Annotated in this window: 15 protein-coding genes; 7 read left to right on the forward strand and 8 right to left on the reverse strand. The window is 67.9% G+C overall.

All coding sequences use genetic code 11. The features are described from left to right. Positions 1-2 precede the first annotated feature (2 nt). The gene (locus tag WG898_RS22795; protein WP_339605078.1) at positions 3-1,031 is read left to right on the forward strand and encodes a M48 family metallopeptidase; all 1,029 of its coding nucleotides are present in this window, start codon (positions 3-5) and stop codon (positions 1,029-1,031) included. Here the strand turns inward: WG898_RS22795 and WG898_RS22800 are convergent. Then, positions 1,025-1,663: a CHRD domain-containing protein gene (locus WG898_RS22800; RefSeq protein ID WP_339605079.1), complete on the reverse strand. Its 639-nt coding sequence runs from the start codon at positions 1,661-1,663 to the stop codon at positions 1,025-1,027. The genes WG898_RS22795 and WG898_RS22800 overlap by 7 nt on opposite strands. Before the next feature lie 106 nt (positions 1,664-1,769). After that, complete coding sequence (locus WG898_RS22805; protein ID WP_444718988.1) at positions 1,770-3,038, reverse strand: amidohydrolase family protein; 1,269 nt, start codon at positions 3,036-3,038, stop codon at positions 1,770-1,772. Between the two features lie 77 nt (positions 3,039-3,115). Here WG898_RS22805 and WG898_RS22810 point away from each other — a divergent pair, with 77 nt between their 5' ends. The 4 genes from WG898_RS22810 (at position 3,116) to WG898_RS22825 (ending at position 6,819) form a co-directional block, all read left to right on the forward strand. After that, complete coding sequence (locus WG898_RS22810; protein WP_339605080.1) at positions 3,116-3,508, forward strand: BlaI/MecI/CopY family transcriptional regulator; 393 nt, start codon at positions 3,116-3,118, stop codon at positions 3,506-3,508. After that, entirely contained in the window at positions 3,505-5,316 is a 1,812-nt protein-coding gene (locus WG898_RS22815; protein WP_339605081.1) for a M56 family metallopeptidase, read from the forward strand. The genes WG898_RS22810 and WG898_RS22815 overlap by 4 nt, the downstream gene beginning before the upstream one ends. 68 nt (positions 5,317-5,384) lie before the next feature. Continuing rightward, on the forward strand, positions 5,385-6,257 hold the full coding sequence (locus WG898_RS22820; protein WP_339605082.1) for an alpha/beta hydrolase: 873 nt from the start codon (positions 5,385-5,387) through the stop codon (positions 6,255-6,257). Positions 6,258-6,276: 19 nt separating this feature from the next. Next, a complete protein-coding gene (locus WG898_RS22825; protein WP_339605083.1) occupies positions 6,277-6,819 on the forward strand; it encodes a GNAT family N-acetyltransferase in 543 nt (180 codons plus the stop codon). Here the strand turns inward: WG898_RS22825 and WG898_RS22830 are convergent. From WG898_RS22830 to WG898_RS22845, 4 genes are all read right to left on the reverse strand, one after another. Then, the gene (locus tag WG898_RS22830; protein ID WP_339605084.1) at positions 6,809-7,243 is read right to left on the reverse strand and encodes a GNAT family N-acetyltransferase; all 435 of its coding nucleotides are present in this window, start codon (positions 7,241-7,243) and stop codon (positions 6,809-6,811) included. The genes WG898_RS22825 and WG898_RS22830 overlap by 11 nt on opposite strands. A 60-nt stretch (positions 7,244-7,303) precedes the next feature. Beyond that, positions 7,304-8,047 (reverse strand): substrate-binding periplasmic protein, encoded by a 744-nt coding sequence (locus tag WG898_RS22835; RefSeq protein WP_339605085.1) that lies wholly within the window; start codon positions 8,045-8,047, stop codon positions 7,304-7,306. Between the two features lie 81 nt (positions 8,048-8,128). Further along, on the reverse strand, positions 8,129-8,884 hold the full coding sequence (locus WG898_RS22840) for a substrate-binding periplasmic protein (protein ID WP_339605086.1): 756 nt from the start codon (positions 8,882-8,884) through the stop codon (positions 8,129-8,131). A gap of 63 nt (positions 8,885-8,947) precedes the next feature. After that, entirely contained in the window at positions 8,948-9,421 is a 474-nt protein-coding gene (locus WG898_RS22845; RefSeq protein ID WP_339605087.1) for a GNAT family N-acetyltransferase, read from the reverse strand. A 134-nt stretch (positions 9,422-9,555) separates the two neighbouring features. Between WG898_RS22845 and purB the strand changes: the two genes are divergently transcribed. After that, positions 9,556-10,923: an adenylosuccinate lyase gene (gene purB / locus WG898_RS22850; protein ID WP_339605088.1), complete on the forward strand. Its 1,368-nt coding sequence runs from the start codon at positions 9,556-9,558 to the stop codon at positions 10,921-10,923. On the opposite strand, the gene WG898_RS22855 is transcribed toward purB, so the two are convergent. After that, a complete protein-coding gene (locus WG898_RS22855) occupies positions 10,920-11,714 on the reverse strand; it encodes a formate/nitrite transporter family protein (RefSeq protein WP_339605089.1) in 795 nt (264 codons plus the stop codon). The genes purB and WG898_RS22855 overlap by 4 nt on opposite strands. Before the next feature lie 8 nt (positions 11,715-11,722). Then, on the reverse strand, positions 11,723-12,361 hold the full coding sequence (locus WG898_RS22860; RefSeq protein WP_339605090.1) for a YciI family protein: 639 nt from the start codon (positions 12,359-12,361) through the stop codon (positions 11,723-11,725). A 136-nt stretch (positions 12,362-12,497) separates the two neighbouring features. On the opposite strand from WG898_RS22860, the gene WG898_RS22865 reads away from it, so the two are divergent. Then, the gene (locus tag WG898_RS22865) at positions 12,498-14,735 is read left to right on the forward strand and encodes a sensor domain-containing protein (RefSeq protein ID WP_339605091.1); all 2,238 of its coding nucleotides are present in this window, start codon (positions 12,498-12,500) and stop codon (positions 14,733-14,735) included. The last annotated feature ends 438 nt before the right edge of the window (positions 14,736-15,173 follow it).

Raw genomic sequence — 15,173 nt, forward strand, 5'->3', positions numbered from 1 at the left:
GCATGGCGCCGCGCCTGCAGCTCGATTACTTCGATGGCCGCAGTGCGCGCCCGCAGCGTGCCGAGATCCAGCTGCTGGATGGCCGCCTGCACCTGGACTGCGGCCTGCAGCAGCACCAGTACCCGCTGCGCCGCGTGCGCTGGCCCGAGCGCCAGCGCCATGGCCAGCGCCAGGCCCTGCTGCCCGATGGCGGCGTGCTCAGCTGTGCCGATGCCGCGCTCTGGGACGACTGGGCGCGCGCCTCCGGCCTGCGCGACAGCCTGACGGTGCGCTGGATGCAGAACTGGCGGCTGGCGGGAACCGCCCTGGCGCTGCTGCTGGCCATGCTGCTGCTGGCCTGGCGCTGGGGCGTGCCGCTGGCCACCGAGGCGGCCCTGCGCTGGCTGCCGCCGGCGCTGGAACAGCAGATCGGTGCCCAGACCCTGGCGCAGCTGGAATCACATTGGTTGCGGCCCAGCCAGCTACCGCCCGCCGAACAGGAAGGGCTGCGCCAACGCTTTGCCGCCCTGGTGGCGCAGGCCCATGCCTCAGGCCAGGCGCCGGCCTACCAATTGCACTTCCGTGCCGCCTCCGACGCCTTCGGTCCGAATGCCTTCGCCTTGCCGGGTGGCGCCATCGTGCTCACCGACGCGCTGGTGCTGCTGATGCGCGAACGCCCGGATGCCGTGCTGGGCGTGCTGGCCCATGAGCTGGGCCATGTAAGGCAACGCCACGGCCTGCGTCTGGCGGTGCAGGCCAGCCTGCTGAGTGCGCTGGCCGGTCTGGTGGTGGGCGATTTCTCCACCCTGCTGGCGGGTATGCCCGCGCTGCTGACGCAGCAGGCCTATTCGCGCGACTTCGAACGCGAGGCCGATGCCGAGGCGCGCCGCTGCCTGCTGGCGGCCGGCATCTCGCCGCGCGTGATGCTGGACTTCTTCGAGCGCCTCGCGCGCGAGCGCCAGCATGCCGAGGCGGCCAGCCTGCCGATCGCCTTCTCCAGCCATCCGGCGGATGCCGAACGCAAACGCTTCTTCGGCGCCGACTCTCAATAGCGGCGTCGACGTGCCAGCAAGCCCAGCACGCCCAGGCCGCTGAACATCAGCGCCATGCTGGCCGGCTCGGGCACCACCGCGGCCACCTGGACCAGCTGGCCGCGCACCGCCCCGCCGGGGTTCAGGCTGGTGTGGACATTGACGTAGGCCAAGCCGCCCTTGAGCATGTCAAGAAAGGACATCGCGGGATGGCCGGCGTTGCTGCCAGTTGCTGCGGTCACTCCAATCGTGGGCGGGGTAATGCCACTGCCCCCTACCAGCAGGGTACTGCCCGCATTAAAGGCTGGGAAAGCCACGTCATCCAGATTGACACGCACCGGCCCGTTTTCAGTAGTGGTGGCCGCGCCGTGAATGTGGAAGCCACTTGCCGCCCTGCCCCCTGACGCCCCGGAGAGTGCAAACACCGCCATCGTGAAGTCGTAGCTGTCATCCAGCAGTGACGCCGTGCCCCTGTCGTCATAGAACAAGGTCGCCAGCCCAACGGCTGTGGCACCAGAGCCGCCGCCGATCTCATTGGCGCCGTTGAGGCCGGCATTGAACTGGTAGACCGTGGCCTGTGCCGCCATGGGCAAGGCGGCGCCAAGAACGGCGAGTGCGGCAAAAGCGGCACGGGCGGCGATTCGGATACGCATGCGAGGCTCCTTGAAAGGGGGGGTCGGCGCTGCTGACGCGACCGCTGCACGGGTTATACCCAGACGCGCCACGATCACCAGCCCTAGTTCATGGGAAGGCCAGGGCCTACCCCAGGCTCCAGTCGACCACCTCCGGCCGCCCCGGCAGGCTGAGCCTGGCCTCGGCGGGGGCCATCCGGCTCAGCACCCGACCGCGGCGCACCACCAGCAGGCGCTGGGCGCGCAGACGTATTGCCTCCACCGGATCGCGCGCCTGCAGCAGCACGAAGTCGGCATGGCAGCCGGATGCCAGGCCATAGCCGTCCAGGCCCAGCACGCGAGCGTTGTTGCTCGTCACCGCCTCGAAGCAGGCGCGCATGCCCGCCTGCGAGGTCTGTTGGGCCACATGCAGGCCCATGCTTGCCACCTCCAGCATGTCGGCGCTGCCCAGGCTGTACCAGGGGTCGAGCACGCAATCGTGGCCAAAGCCCACATTGATGCCGGCCGCCATCAGCTCGGGCACGCGCGTCATGCCGCGGCGCTTGGGGTAGCTGTCGTGGCGGCCCTGCAGCGTGATGTTGATGAGCGGATTCGCCACCGCGTGCAGCTGCGCCTCGGCCATCAGCGGGATCAGCTTGGAGACGTAGTAGTTGTCCATGGAGTGCATGGAGGTCAGGTGCGAGCCCGTCACCCGCCCCTGCAGGCCCAGGCGCTGGGTCTCGGCGGCCAGGGTCTCGACATGGCGCGAGAGCGGGTCGTCGCTCTCGTCGCAATGCATGTCCACGCGCAGGCCGCGCTCGGCCGCCAGCTCGCACAGCAGCCTCACGCTGGCAGCGCCATCGCTCATCGTGCGCTCAAAATGCGGGATGCCGCCCACCACGTCCACGCCCAGGTCGAGCGCGCGCTTGAGGTTCGCCAGCGCGCCCGGCGCGCGCAGCAGGCCGTCCTGCGGGAAGGCCACCAGCTGCAGGTCCAGATAGGGCTTCACGCGTTCGCGCACATGCAGGAGCGCCTCCACCGCCAGCAGGCGCGCGTCGCACACGTCGACATGGCTGCGTATCGCCAGCAGGCCCTTCGCCACCGCCCAGTCGCAGTAGCGCAGCGCGCGCTCCACCAACGCCTCCTGCGTGAGCTGGGCTTTGAGCTCGCCCCACAAGGCGATGCCCTCCAACAGGGTGCCGCTCTGGTTCACGCGCGGCAGGCCATAGCTGAGCGTGGCATCCATATGGAAATGCGCGTCCACAAAGGGCGGGCTGAGCAGCCAGCCACCGCCGTCCAGCAGCTCCACACCCTCGGGCGCGGGCAGCTGCGGGCCGATGGCGGCAATGCGGCCGGCCTGCACCAGCAGGTCCTGGCCGACGCGGCCATCGGGAAGGCAGATATTACGTATCAGCATGGGTGCCAGCCTAGCACCGGATTCATGTAGACAAATAGTTCTAGACAATGTGTTCTAGAACACTTATTCTGCAAGCCATGCAAGACCTGACCCCACCGCGCAAACCCACCGCCGCCGAGCTGGACCTGCTGCGCACGCTCTGGCGCATCGGCCCGGCCACGGCCAAGCAGGCGCACGAGGCCTTGCAGGGCGAGCGCCCCGACGCGACCTATGCCACCGTGCTGCGCCAGCTGCAGATCATGCATGGCAAGGGCCTGCTGACGCGCGACGAAAGCCAGCGCTCGCATGTCTATGCCAGCGCCCAGGCGCAGGACCAGCTGCAGACCCATCTGCTCAAGGACCTGATTGCCAAGGCCTTCTCGGGCTCGGGCAAGGCCCTGGTGATGGCTGCCCTGCGCGGCCATGTGAGCAAGAAGGAACGCGAGGAGATCGAGCAATTCCTGCACGGCGACGCGGGGGCCCAGAAGTGAACGCGCTGCTCGAGACCTTGGGCAGCCTGTGGGTACCGGCCCTGGGCCTGGCCCTGCTGCATTTCGTCTGGCAGGGCGCGCTGCTGGGCCTGGCTTGCGCCGTGCTGCTGGCCCTGCTGCGGCGCGCCAGCCCGCGCCATCGCTATGCCGTTTGCGGCGCGGCCCTGCTGCTGTGCCTGCTGATGCCGCTGGCGCAACTGGCCTGGCTGCTGAACCAGGCGGCCGAACCCGGCTCGCTGCAAGCCGCCACCGCCCAACTCGAACTCGAAACCCCCGGCTGGTGGCAGGCCCTGCTGGCCTGGCTGCCCGAGCTGGTGCTGGCCTGGAGCCTGGGGGTGGCCTTGATGGCCCTGCGCCTGGGCCTGGGCCTGGCCTGGGTGGCAGGTCTGCGCCGCCAGGCTCGCCAGGTGGACGCGGCCTGGCAAGCACGCACGGATCAACTCGCCGCCCGCCTCGGCCTGCGCCGCCCGGTGGCCCTGCGCGTGCTGGCCGAGCTGGCCTGCCCGCTCACCGTGGGCTGGTGGCGCCCGGTGGTGCTGGTGCCCGCCAGCCTGCTCAGCGGCATGCCCACGCCGCTGCTGGAAGCCCTGCTGGCCCATGAGCTGGCCCATGTGCGCCGCCTTGATTACCTGCTGAACCTGCTGCAAAGCCTGGTGGAGGCGCTGCTGTTCTTCCACCCGGTGGTGTGGTGGCTGTCCGGCCGCATGCGCGCCGAGCGCGAGCAGGTGGCCGATGAGCTCGCCGCCCAGGCCATCGGCGAGCCGCGCCGCCTGGCCCTGGCCCTGCACGAACTCAGCAAGCTGCAGGCCCGGCAAGACCCGACCCCGACTTCAACAACCATGCACCCCAACCTCTCCCTGTCCGCCCGAGGAGGCGATTTGCTCAAACGCATACAACGACTGGCCGCTCCCGGCCACCAGACCCCGAGCTGGAAGCTCGCCCTGCCGGCCCTGGCGCTGGCCTTCAGCAGCCTGCTGGTCCAAGCCCAGGCGCGGACACAAGCCGCCGCCAAACTTGCGGAGAAACCCGCGCTCGAAACCGCCGCCCCCGCCAGCTATGCCTTCCAGCTACCGGTCAATGCCAAGCATGCCCTGGTGCTGGAAGACGGCAGCGGCCGCGTGCTGATGGAGAAGAATGCCGACACGGTGGTGCCGATCGCCTCGCTCACCAAGCTGATGACGGCCATGGTGGTGCTGGACGCCAAGCCCGATATGAACGAGAAGATCCGCATCGCGCAGGAAGACGTGGACACCCTCAAGCACAGCGCCTCACGCGTGCGGGTGGGTGCCGAGATGACGCGCATGGCCGCCCTCAAGCTGGCCCTGATGTCCTCGGAGAACCGAGCCGCCGCCGCGCTGGCGCGCACCTACCCGGGCGGGCTGGCCGGTTTCACGCAGGCCGTGCAGGCCAAGATCCGCAGCCTGGGCCTGAGCCACACCGCCATCGCCGAGCCCACTGGACTCTCGCCCGCCAACACCTCGACGGCGCAGGAAGTGGCCAAGATCGCGAACGCCGCGGCGCGCTACCCCGAGATCAGCCAGATCACCAGCGACAAGAAGGACGTGGTGCCGGTGAATGGCCGCCCGCGCGAGCTGCACAACACCAATCGCCTGGTGGGCGCCAAGGGCTGGGACATCCAGCTCTCCAAGACCGGCTACACCGAGGAAGCCGGTCGCTGCCTGACCATGCGCATGAACACCAGCGGCGGCAAGCCCGTCACCGTGGTGCTGCTGGATGCCGACGGCTCCGCCCAACGCCTGCGTGACGCGGCCAAGATCCGCCAGTCGCTGGCCAAGCTGCACTCCTAAACCCCCACCAGCCAGCCGCTAGCGCCTGCCGCCACTGCGGCCAGGCGCGGCCGCTGCATTGTCCGCCCATGTTCAAACACCTATTCCCCGCCCTGGTCTCCCTGATGCTGTCGGCCTGCTGCTTCAAGGCGCAAGCCACCGACTACCCCAGCTACCACTTGGACCGCACCGAGGTCCATGCCCTGCGCGCGAGCAATTTGCAGCGCGACTACCGGCTCTTTGTGAGCCTGCCAGCCGGCTATGAGATCGACACCCAGCGCCGCTACCCGGTGCTCTTCACCGCCGATGCCGACTACGGCTTCCCGCTCTTGCGCAGCATCGCCAAACGCGTCGGCGCGCAAGGCAAGGGCCTGCAGGACTTCATCCTCATCGGCCTCTCCTACGCCCAGGGCGACAGCCCCACCGTCAGCCGCAACCGCGACTACACCCCCACGCCCAGGCCCGGCAGCGCCATGGCCTATGGCGAGGCCGAGCCCTACCGCCGCTACCTGGCCGAGCAAGTGCTGCCCTATGTGGCGAAGAACTTCCGCGCCGATATGGGCCAAACCAGCTTCCTCGGCCACTCCTACGGCGCCCTGCTGGGCAGCCACATCCTGCTGACCAGCCCCGGCCTGTTCCAGCGCTACATCCTCAGCAGCCCGTCGCTCTGGTACGAGGACCATCTGATGTTCAAGCGTGCGCGCACCCTGCTGGCGGCCAAGGGCGAGCTGCCGGCCGAGGTCTTGCTGCTGGCCGGCGCGCTGGAGCGGCCGCGCGGCGCGCGCGAAGAAGGCGACGACATCGCGGGCGACATGCGGCGTTTCGAAGCGCTGCTGAAATCGGCGCGGCCGCGCGGCCTGCGCATGCAGTCGCAGCTGATCGCCGACGAAGACCACCTCAGCGTGGCGCCCAGTGCCTACACGCGCGGCCTTCGCTGGGCCTTCGCGCCCCAAGGCCGCTGACGCTGCTATCGTTGCAGGCATGAGCAAACGCCATATCAGCCTGCGCCATGTGCGCGAATCCGATCTGCCCCTGCTGATCGAGCAGGCCACGCACACCGAGTGGCGCGGCGAGTTCGAGTCCACCCGCATGAACGGCGAGCAGTCGATCCGCAAGCGCTTTGCCGAGGACGGTTTTTCCAGCGAGGCCAACGAGCGCCTGCTGGTGTGCGACGAGGCCGGCGCGGTGATCGGCAGCGTCTCGCACTTCCTCGCCCATCGCTACTCGACCGCGCGCGAGATCGGCTGGAGCATCCACGACCCGGCCTTGCGCGGCCAGGGCTATGGCAGCGCCGCGGCGCAAGCCCTGGTGGACTACCTGTTCCTCAACTTCGAGCAGGTGCATCGCGTCTGCTGCAACACTGCGCCCGGCAATCTGGGCTCGCGCCGCATCGCCGAGAAGGCCGGCATGCAGTTCGAGGGCCTGCTGCGCGGCGTGGTCTTCATTCGCGGCGAGTATGCGGATGGTGCGCAATACGCGATCCTGCGCCCCGACTGGCAGGCGCGGCGCGCGCTCAAGGCCTGAACAGCATCTGGAACTCCCGCTCGTCGGTGGCGAGCACCACAAAGCCCAGGCTGTCGTACAGGCGCTTGGCAGGGTTGTGTTTGAGCACGCCCAGCCGTATCGATGCGCGCGCCCGGCGCGCCTCGGCGATCACCTGCTCGATCAGCTGCCGGCCCAGGCCGCGGCCCTGAAAGTCCGGCGCAATCTGGATCTGCAGCAGCTCCCAGGGCTCGGCATCGCGGGCCAGCTTCAGCAGCCCCGCCGCTGCGCCGCCGACCATCAGCAGCTGCGCCACATCGAAGCGGTACAACACCCGTTCGAGATGCTGCTGTGGCGACAGCTCGATGCCGGCGGCCAGCAGATGGTCCTGCATGGTCTGCTGCCGCAGCCGCAAGAGAAAGGGCAGGTCGGCTGCGGTGGCGGGGCGCAGTGCGAAGGTATTCATGGGGCTAGCAGTTTGGCTCGGGGCCGGTGCGCCGCATTGTGGCCCGCCCGCGACGGACGGCTAACGAAAACGGTAGCGCTGCTTGAGCTCCTCGATCAGCGCCTTGTTGTGGGACAGAAAGTCGCGAAACTCATCGATCAGTTTCGGGTAGCGCACCGACGAGAGGTACCAGAAGCCGGTGGCATTTGGCAGGCTGGGGTCGAACACCACCGGTGCCTCGCTGTAGCGCGCCACGTTGGAAAAGTAGTAGTCGGCGATGCGCGTGTTCATATAGGCGCCGTCCACATGCTTGCGCACCAGCTTCTCGTAGAGCCTGTCGTAGCGCGCCGATTCCTCCAGCCGCATCTCGCCCGAGTTCACCAGTTGCTGGTAGGGATAGGGCGTGAAGCCCAGCGGTATGCCCAGGGTCTTGATGCGGGTGACCGGCTTGCCCTTGTCGTCGGGCCGCACCAGCACGCCGTCGGTGAACTCCAGCATCGGCGCATAGCTGACGCGCAGCCCCTTCTTCAGCACCGTGACCCAGTTCGGGTTGTCGGGAAAAGCGAAGTCCAGCTCGCCGCGCGTGAACATCGTGTCGCGGCGCTTCAGCGGCAGCACCTTGTAGTCGAAGCGAAAGCCGCGCTGCTTGGCAAAGGCGTCCAGCATGTCGCGCCCCAGACCCCGGTATTCGCCACCCTTGAACTCCGAATAGGGCAGGAAGTTCTCGTAGTCTTCCACCCCTATCGTGTAGCTGGGCGTCTGCGCGCCAGCGCTCGCGGCGCTGACACACCACAGGCACAGGCCAAGCGTTCTGAGATAGGCCATGACGGCTCTCCCGGCGACATCGCATGGTGCGACGCCGCCAGTGTTTCACGCGCCTGCACGGACTTCAAGCCAGGCAGCCCGCTACTGAAAACCATAGCGGCGCTTGAGCTCGTCGATCAGGGCCTTGTTGTTCTTCATGAACTCACGGAACTGCGCGATCAGTTCGGGGTGTTTGAACGAGGCCAGGTAGTGGAAGTCGCTGGCATGCGGCAGGTCGGGGTCGTAGACCGCCGGAGCGCGCGCCTCACGCGCCACGTCGCGCCAGTAATGCTCGGCCACGCGCGTGTTCATATAGGCGGCGTCGACATGACCGCGCGCCAGCTTCTCGTACAGCTTGTCGTAGCGCGCCGATTCCTCCAGGCGCATCGCGCCCGAGTTCACCAGCTGCTGATAGGGATAGGGCGTGAAGCCCAAGGGGATGCCCAGGGTCTTGATGCGCGCCAGCGGCTTGCCCTTGTCGGCCTGGCGTACCAGCACGCCGTCGGTGAACTCCAGCACCGGCGCGTAGCTGATGTGGCGCCCCTGCTTCAGCACCGTCACCCAGTTCGGGTTGTCGGGGAAGGACAGGTCCAGCTCACCACGCACAAACATCGCATCGCGGCGCTTCAGCGGCAATACCTGATAGACGAAGCGGTAGCCCTGCGCCTTGGCAAAGGCGTCCAGCACATCACGGCTCAGGCCGCGGTACTCGCCCTGCTTGTATTCGGAATAGGGCAGGTAGTTCTCATAGTCCTGCACCCCCACGCTGTACTGCATGGGCTCGGCATTTGCTGCTGCTGCGGTGGCGGCCCGCAAAAGGCCTGCAGTCAGCAGCAGCAGTGTCAGGCGTCTGTGCATGGGCGGCTCCGCTTGCGGCACCACGCCGCTGCGCCTGCAGTCTTGCATGCCGCGCGCAAGGCTTCAAGCCATGCGGCCGGGCAGCAGTCTCACATGGGTATAGGCCGGGCTCTCGGCCACCGGCGCAAAGCCGCAGCGCGCCCAGAAGGCGGCCGAGCCGGCGCTCTGGGTGTTGACATGCAGGCGCTCGAACCGGCCCTGTGCGGCGGCCAGCACGGCCGCGAACAGGCGGCGTGCGCAGCCCAGGCCGCGGTAATCCGGGTGCACATAGAAGCGCCGCATGCGCGCCGCGCCGCGCCGGCCGGGCGCGGGCTCCAGGTTCAGCCCGCCCACCGCCACCCATTGGCCGCGCGCGTCCTGCAGGCCCCAGAGCGATTCACCGGGGCCATCGAAGCGGTTGGCGCCGCTGCGCCAGTCGTCCAGCAGCCGGCCCAGCATCTGCTGGCCCTCGGCCTTGCTGGCGGCCAGCAGCGGCGCCCAGGCCAGGGTATCCATCTCGTGCACGCGCATCAGGCGCAGCGATCCATCCAAAGCCATGATCCGTTCGAACTTCTCTGGTGCGAAAAGCAGGCGATTAAGCAGTCGCGCCCGATCTCTGTCATTGGGGTAAGACCGGACTTTGTGCGCTAGCCCTAAAATCCCCGGGTTTCTCCCGACCACCACGCCCAGCCATGAACCTCTCAGCACTCTCCGCCCTCTCGCCCCTGGACGGCCGCTATGCCTCGCGCGTGGCCGCCCTGCGCCCGCTGCTGTCGGAGTTCGGCCTGATGCACCGCCGCGTGCAGGTCGAGGTGGAATGGTTCATCGCCCTGTCGGACGCCGGCTTCGACGAATTCAAGCCGCTCTCGGAGGCCGCGCGCGGCCTGCTGCGCGGCCTGGTGGCGCGCTTCTCGGAGGCCGATGCCCAGGCCATCAAGGACATCGAGAAGACCACCAACCACGACGTCAAGGCGGTCGAGTACTGGATCAAGTCGCGCTTCGACGCCAACCCCGAGTTGAAGGCGGCCGGCGAATTCGTGCACTTCGCCTGCACCAGCGAGGACATCAACAACACCAGCCATGGCCTGATGCTGAAGGCCGCGCGCGCCGAGGTGCTGCTGCCCACCATCGACCGTATCGTCGACAAGCTCGCCGGCATGGCCCATACCCTGGCCGCCACGCCCATGCTCAGCCGCACCCATGGCCAGACCGCCAGCCCCACCACGGTGGGCAAGGAGATCGCCAATGTGGTGGCGCGCCTGCGGGCGGCGCGTGCGCGCATCGCCGATGTCAAGCTGCTGGCCAAGATGAACGGCGCGGTGGGCAACTACAACGCCCACCTGAGCGCCTGGCCCGAGCACGACTGGGAGGCCTTCAGCCAGCGCGTCATCGAGGGACCGCTGGGCCTGACGTTCAACCCCTACACGATCCAGATCGAGCCGCACGACTACATGGCCGAGCTGTTCGACGCGGTGACGCGCACCAACACCATCCTGATCGACTGGTCGCGCGATGTCTGGGGCTATGTCTCGCTGGGCTATTTCAAGCAGCGCACCAAGGCGGGCGAGATCGGCAGCTCGACCATGCCGCACAAGGTGAATCCGATCGACTTCGAGAACGCCGAAGGCAATTTCGGCCTCGCCAACGCGGTGCTTACGCACCTGAGCCAGAAGCTGCCGATCAGCCGCTGGCAGCGCGACCTCACCGACTCCACGGTGCTGCGCAATATGGGCGTGGCGCTGGGCTATGCGGTGCTGGGCTACGACTCGCTGCTCAAGGGTCTGGACAAGCTCGAGATCAACGAGGCCGCGCTGGCCGCTGACCTCGACAGCGCCTGGGAAGTGCTGGCCGAGCCGATCCAGACCGTGATGCGCCGCTACGCCCTGCCCAACCCCTACGAGCGCCTGAAGGAACTGACGCGCGGCAAGGCCATCACGGCCGAGTCGATCCGCGAATTCATCGCCACGCTGGAACTGCCCGAGTCCGAGAAGGCGCGCCTGCTGGCAATGACCCCGGGCAGCTACACGGGCCGTGCCGAGGCCCTGGCCAAACGCATCTAGGAAGGCGCGCGCCGCAAATAGATCAGCCAGTACACCAGCGCCACCAGCACGCTGCCGCCAACGATATTGCCCGCCAGCACCGGCAGCAGATTGCCCAACATGGCCTGCAGACTGAGCGGCTCGCCGAGCAGCAGGGCGAGCGGGAAGAAGTACATATTGGCGATCGAGTGCTCGAAGCCCGCGGCCACAAAGGCGGTGATGGGGAACACGATGGCCAGCACCTTGTCGGTGACGCTGCGCCCCGCCATCGCCATCCACACGGCCATGCACACCAGCACATTGCACAGCATGCCGCGCACCAGGGCCACGTCCCAGGGCAGCTGGGTCTTGGCACGGGCGATCTCGATCACCGTCTGGCCCACCGCCCCCTGCAGAAGGTCGCCATGGCCGGACCGCCAGGCCAGCAGCGCCATGCCGGCGGCGCCGAGCAGATTCGCCAGGCAGACCACGCCCCAGTTGCGCAGGAGCTCGGCCGTGCCGACGCGGCCGGCGGCCCAGGCCATCACGATCAGGTTGTTGCCAGTGAACAGCTCGGCACCGGCCACGCTCACCATCACCAGGCCGAGCGAAAACACCAGGCCACCGAGCAGGCGTTTGGCGGCAAAGCCCAGGCCCGGATCGCTGGCCACCAGGGTGTACATCAGCGCGCCCAGGCCTATGAAGGCCCCCGCCAGCAGGCCCAGCAAGCCCAGGGTCAGCAGCGGCAGGCGCGCCTTGGCCACGCCCACCTCGCTGACGCGTGCCGCCACCTGCTGCGGCGAATAGGCGTCCAGGCCGAAGATCTCGGGCATTGCAACGCTCAGCGCAGCACGCGCTTGCCCAGCCATTGGCGCCACACCGCCGCGCCGGGGTAGGCGGCCAGGGCGGACTCGAGCGCGGCGCTGTCGGTGCCGCGCGCAAACAGCACCTCGGCCACCGGGCCTTGCTGCGGGCTGTACCAGGCGCCGATCTGGCCGCTATCCAGCAGGGTCTGCAGATGCGCATGCCTTGCCGCCGCTTCGGCCATGTCCGCCTGCGCCGGCCGGCCCAGCAGCGCGATGCGCACCTCCTCGATGCCCTCCGGGTCTATGCCCTCATGGTGCAGGGCACGCTGGATGGTGGCGGGCTGGGCGTTCAGCGTCATATAGCCCTCGCGCACATACTCGTCGGGCTGGAAATAACCGATCAACTCCTCCATCGACGCGGCCTTCACCACCACGATGCCGCGCTTGACGCGTGCCGGGTCCAGCAAGGGCCCGGCGGCAAACAGCTTGCCCTCGGCAAACAGGCGCTTGAAGTTCTCGATGTGGCCGCGCTGCATGGCCGCCACGGCCTCCTTGTCGGGCGGCGTGGGCTTGCCGGTCTCCAGGAAGATGAACCAGTCCTGGCGGGTCTGCTGTGCCCGCACGGTAGGCCATGCAAGAAACGCCGGGGCAAGCAGCAGGGAGCGACGTTGCATGATGATGAGTCCGGGGCGGTGGAGATCGGGTCATTGTGCGCCACTGCAGGGGCTTTTACGGGGATGGGCGAGGCGGCGCATGCCGCAGAATCGCCCCGTCGCCAAACGCGCCCCACCGGCACCAGCCCCAGCCCACATGCCCGCCCAGGATCCCGGCTCCCCGCCCGTCGCCAGCGATGTCAATGCGCAGCTGGTGCAGGCCTTGCGCGAGCGCGATCTGCTGCTGGAGAACGCCGGCGTCGGCATCGTGTTCGTGAAGCAGCGCGTGATCCAGCAATGCAATCAGCGCTATGCCGAGATCTTCGGCTTCGACAGCCCGCAGGCGATTGCAGGCACCAGCGCCAAGTCCATCTATCCCACCGAGGCCGACTACCGGGCGCTTGGCGCCGCGGCCTACCCGGTGATGGCCAGCGGCCAGCGCTTCAAGACCGAGCGCCTGATGAAGCGGGTCTCCTCCGGCCAGTTGTTCTGGTGCAGCCTGACCGGCCGCCTGATCGACCCGGACGACGCCGCCGAGGGTTCGATCTGGATCGTCGACGACATCGACGAGCAAAAGCGCGCCGAGGCCGCGCTGCAGGCCATCACCGCCGAACAACAGCTGATCTTTGACCACGCCATGGTGGGCATTGTGTTCCTGCGCGAACGCCGCGTGACGCGCTGCAACCGCGCCTTCGAGGAGCTGTTCGGCTACGCACCCGGCGAGCTGGACGGCAGCTCCTCGCGCCAGTGGTATCTCAGCGACGCCGCCTGGGAAGAGGCCGGGCAGCGCTGCTACGAACCCTTCAGCCAGGGCCGCGCCTTCCAGGGCGAGATGGAGCTGCGCAGAAAGGATGGCACGCCGGTGCTGTGCGAGGTGCGCAGCAAGGCCATCGATGCGGACGATCTGTCGCGCGGCTCGATCTGGATCACCATGGACATTTCGGCGCGCAAGCAGGCCGAGGCCGCCCTGGTGCGTGCCAAGGGCGAGCTGGAGCATCTGGTGGACAAGCGCACGCGCCAGCTCAGCCAGACCGTGCAGGCGCTGGAGCAGAAGATCCACGAGCAGCAGGCGGCCGAGGCGCATATCCAGCGCCTGGCACATTTCGACGCCCTCACCGGCCTGCCGAACCGCGTGCTGCTGAACGACCGCGCCGGCCAGGCGATCGAGATCGCGCGCCGCCATGGCGAGACGCTGGCGGTGCTGTTCCTCGACCTCGATCACTTCAAGAAGGTCAACGACTCGCTGGGCCACCGCGTCGGCGACGAACTCCTGCGCCAGCTGGCGGGCCGGCTCAAGGGCGCGGTGCGCGAGCAGGACACGGTCTCGCGCCTGGGCGGCGACGAGTTCGTGCTGGTGCTGCCCGGTACCGATATGCAGGGCGCCACCCATGTGGCGGTGAAGGTGATGGAGCTGGCCGCGCAGCCCTTCCAGATCGAGCAACACGAGCTGGCGGTGACGCCCTCGATCGGCATCGCGCTGTTCCCCGGCGACGGCGATGATTTCGACACCTTGTGCAAATGCGCGGACACCGCCATGTACCGCGCCAAGCGCGACGGCCGCAATGCGCTGCGCTTCTTCACCGGCGAGATGCAGGCCCAATCGGTGCGCGCGCTGACGCTGGAGAATGCGCTGCGACGTGCGCTCGAGCGCGAGCAGCTGGCCCTGCATTACCAGCCCCAGGTCGAACTGCAAAGCGGCCGCGTGATCGGCGCCGAGGCCTTGCTGCGCTGGAGCCACCCGGAGCTGGGGGCGATCTCGCCGGCCGAGTTCATCCCGGTGGCCGAGAACTGCGGCCTGATCCTGCCGATCGGTGAATGGGTGCTGCGCAGCGCCACGCAACAGCTGCGCCGCTGGATGGACGCGGGCCTGGGCGAACTGACCATGGCGGTAAACCTCTCCTCGGTGCAGTTCCGCCATGCCGACCTGCCGGCGCTGGTGAGCCGCATCCTGGCCGAGGCGCAGGTGCCGGCACGCCTGCTGGAGCTGGAACTCACCGAGGGCGTGGCGATGGTGGATCCGCTCGGCGCGATCGCGGTGATGAACGACCTGTATGCGCGCGGTATCCGTCTGTCCATCGACGATTTCGGTACCGGCTATTCCTCGCTCAGCTATCTGAAGAAGTTCCGCGTCTACAAGCTCAAGATCGACCAGAGCTTTGTGCGCGACCTCAGCGACGATCCGGAAGATCGCGCCATCGTCAGCGCCATCATCAGCATGGCCGGCAGCCTGGGCCTGCAGACGATTGCCGAGGGCGTGGAAACGGCCGGCCAGCTGGCCTATCTGCGCGAGCGCGGTTGCAACGAGGTGCAGGGCTACCACTTCAGCCGGCCGCTGCCGGCCGCGGCCTTCGAGGCCTATGTGCGCGACTCGCAGCCGCACGGAGCCGAGCGCTGACCTGCATTCAACTCGGCAGGGTGGAGTCTTCTGATGAAGGAGCACTGCCCACTGGCCCACTGACCGGATGGAACGTCTGATGTTGGCGCCGTACGGCGCCCGTGTATGCCGCGCTCATGCTGGCCACCGCCACCTTGGCCACTCCACCAGAGAACCCCGCGATCCTTTTGGCGCCAACGCGACGACGACAAGGGACTCGCCAGTGGGCTGCTCGAAGCACTGATCCACAAGCACCACGCCACGCAGTCGGTGATGCGCCGGAACCGGCCAAGCCCGCCAGCAAGATCAGGCGCAAGGCCGCTGCCGGCGTGCACCGATGAATAGGGATGAACAAGCGAGCAAACAAAGGGCCGCTGCTGCGGCCCTTGCCTTGCATTGATGGGGGGGTCTTCGCCGGCAAGTACTGTCGGCAAGGGTCAGGTCTTGTCTTCAGGTTCA

Origin of the sequence: Paucibacter soli (assembly GCF_037482845.1) — a bacterium.
In the GTDB taxonomy this organism is placed as follows: domain Bacteria; phylum Pseudomonadota; class Gammaproteobacteria; order Burkholderiales; family Burkholderiaceae_C; genus Paucibacter_B; species Paucibacter_B soli.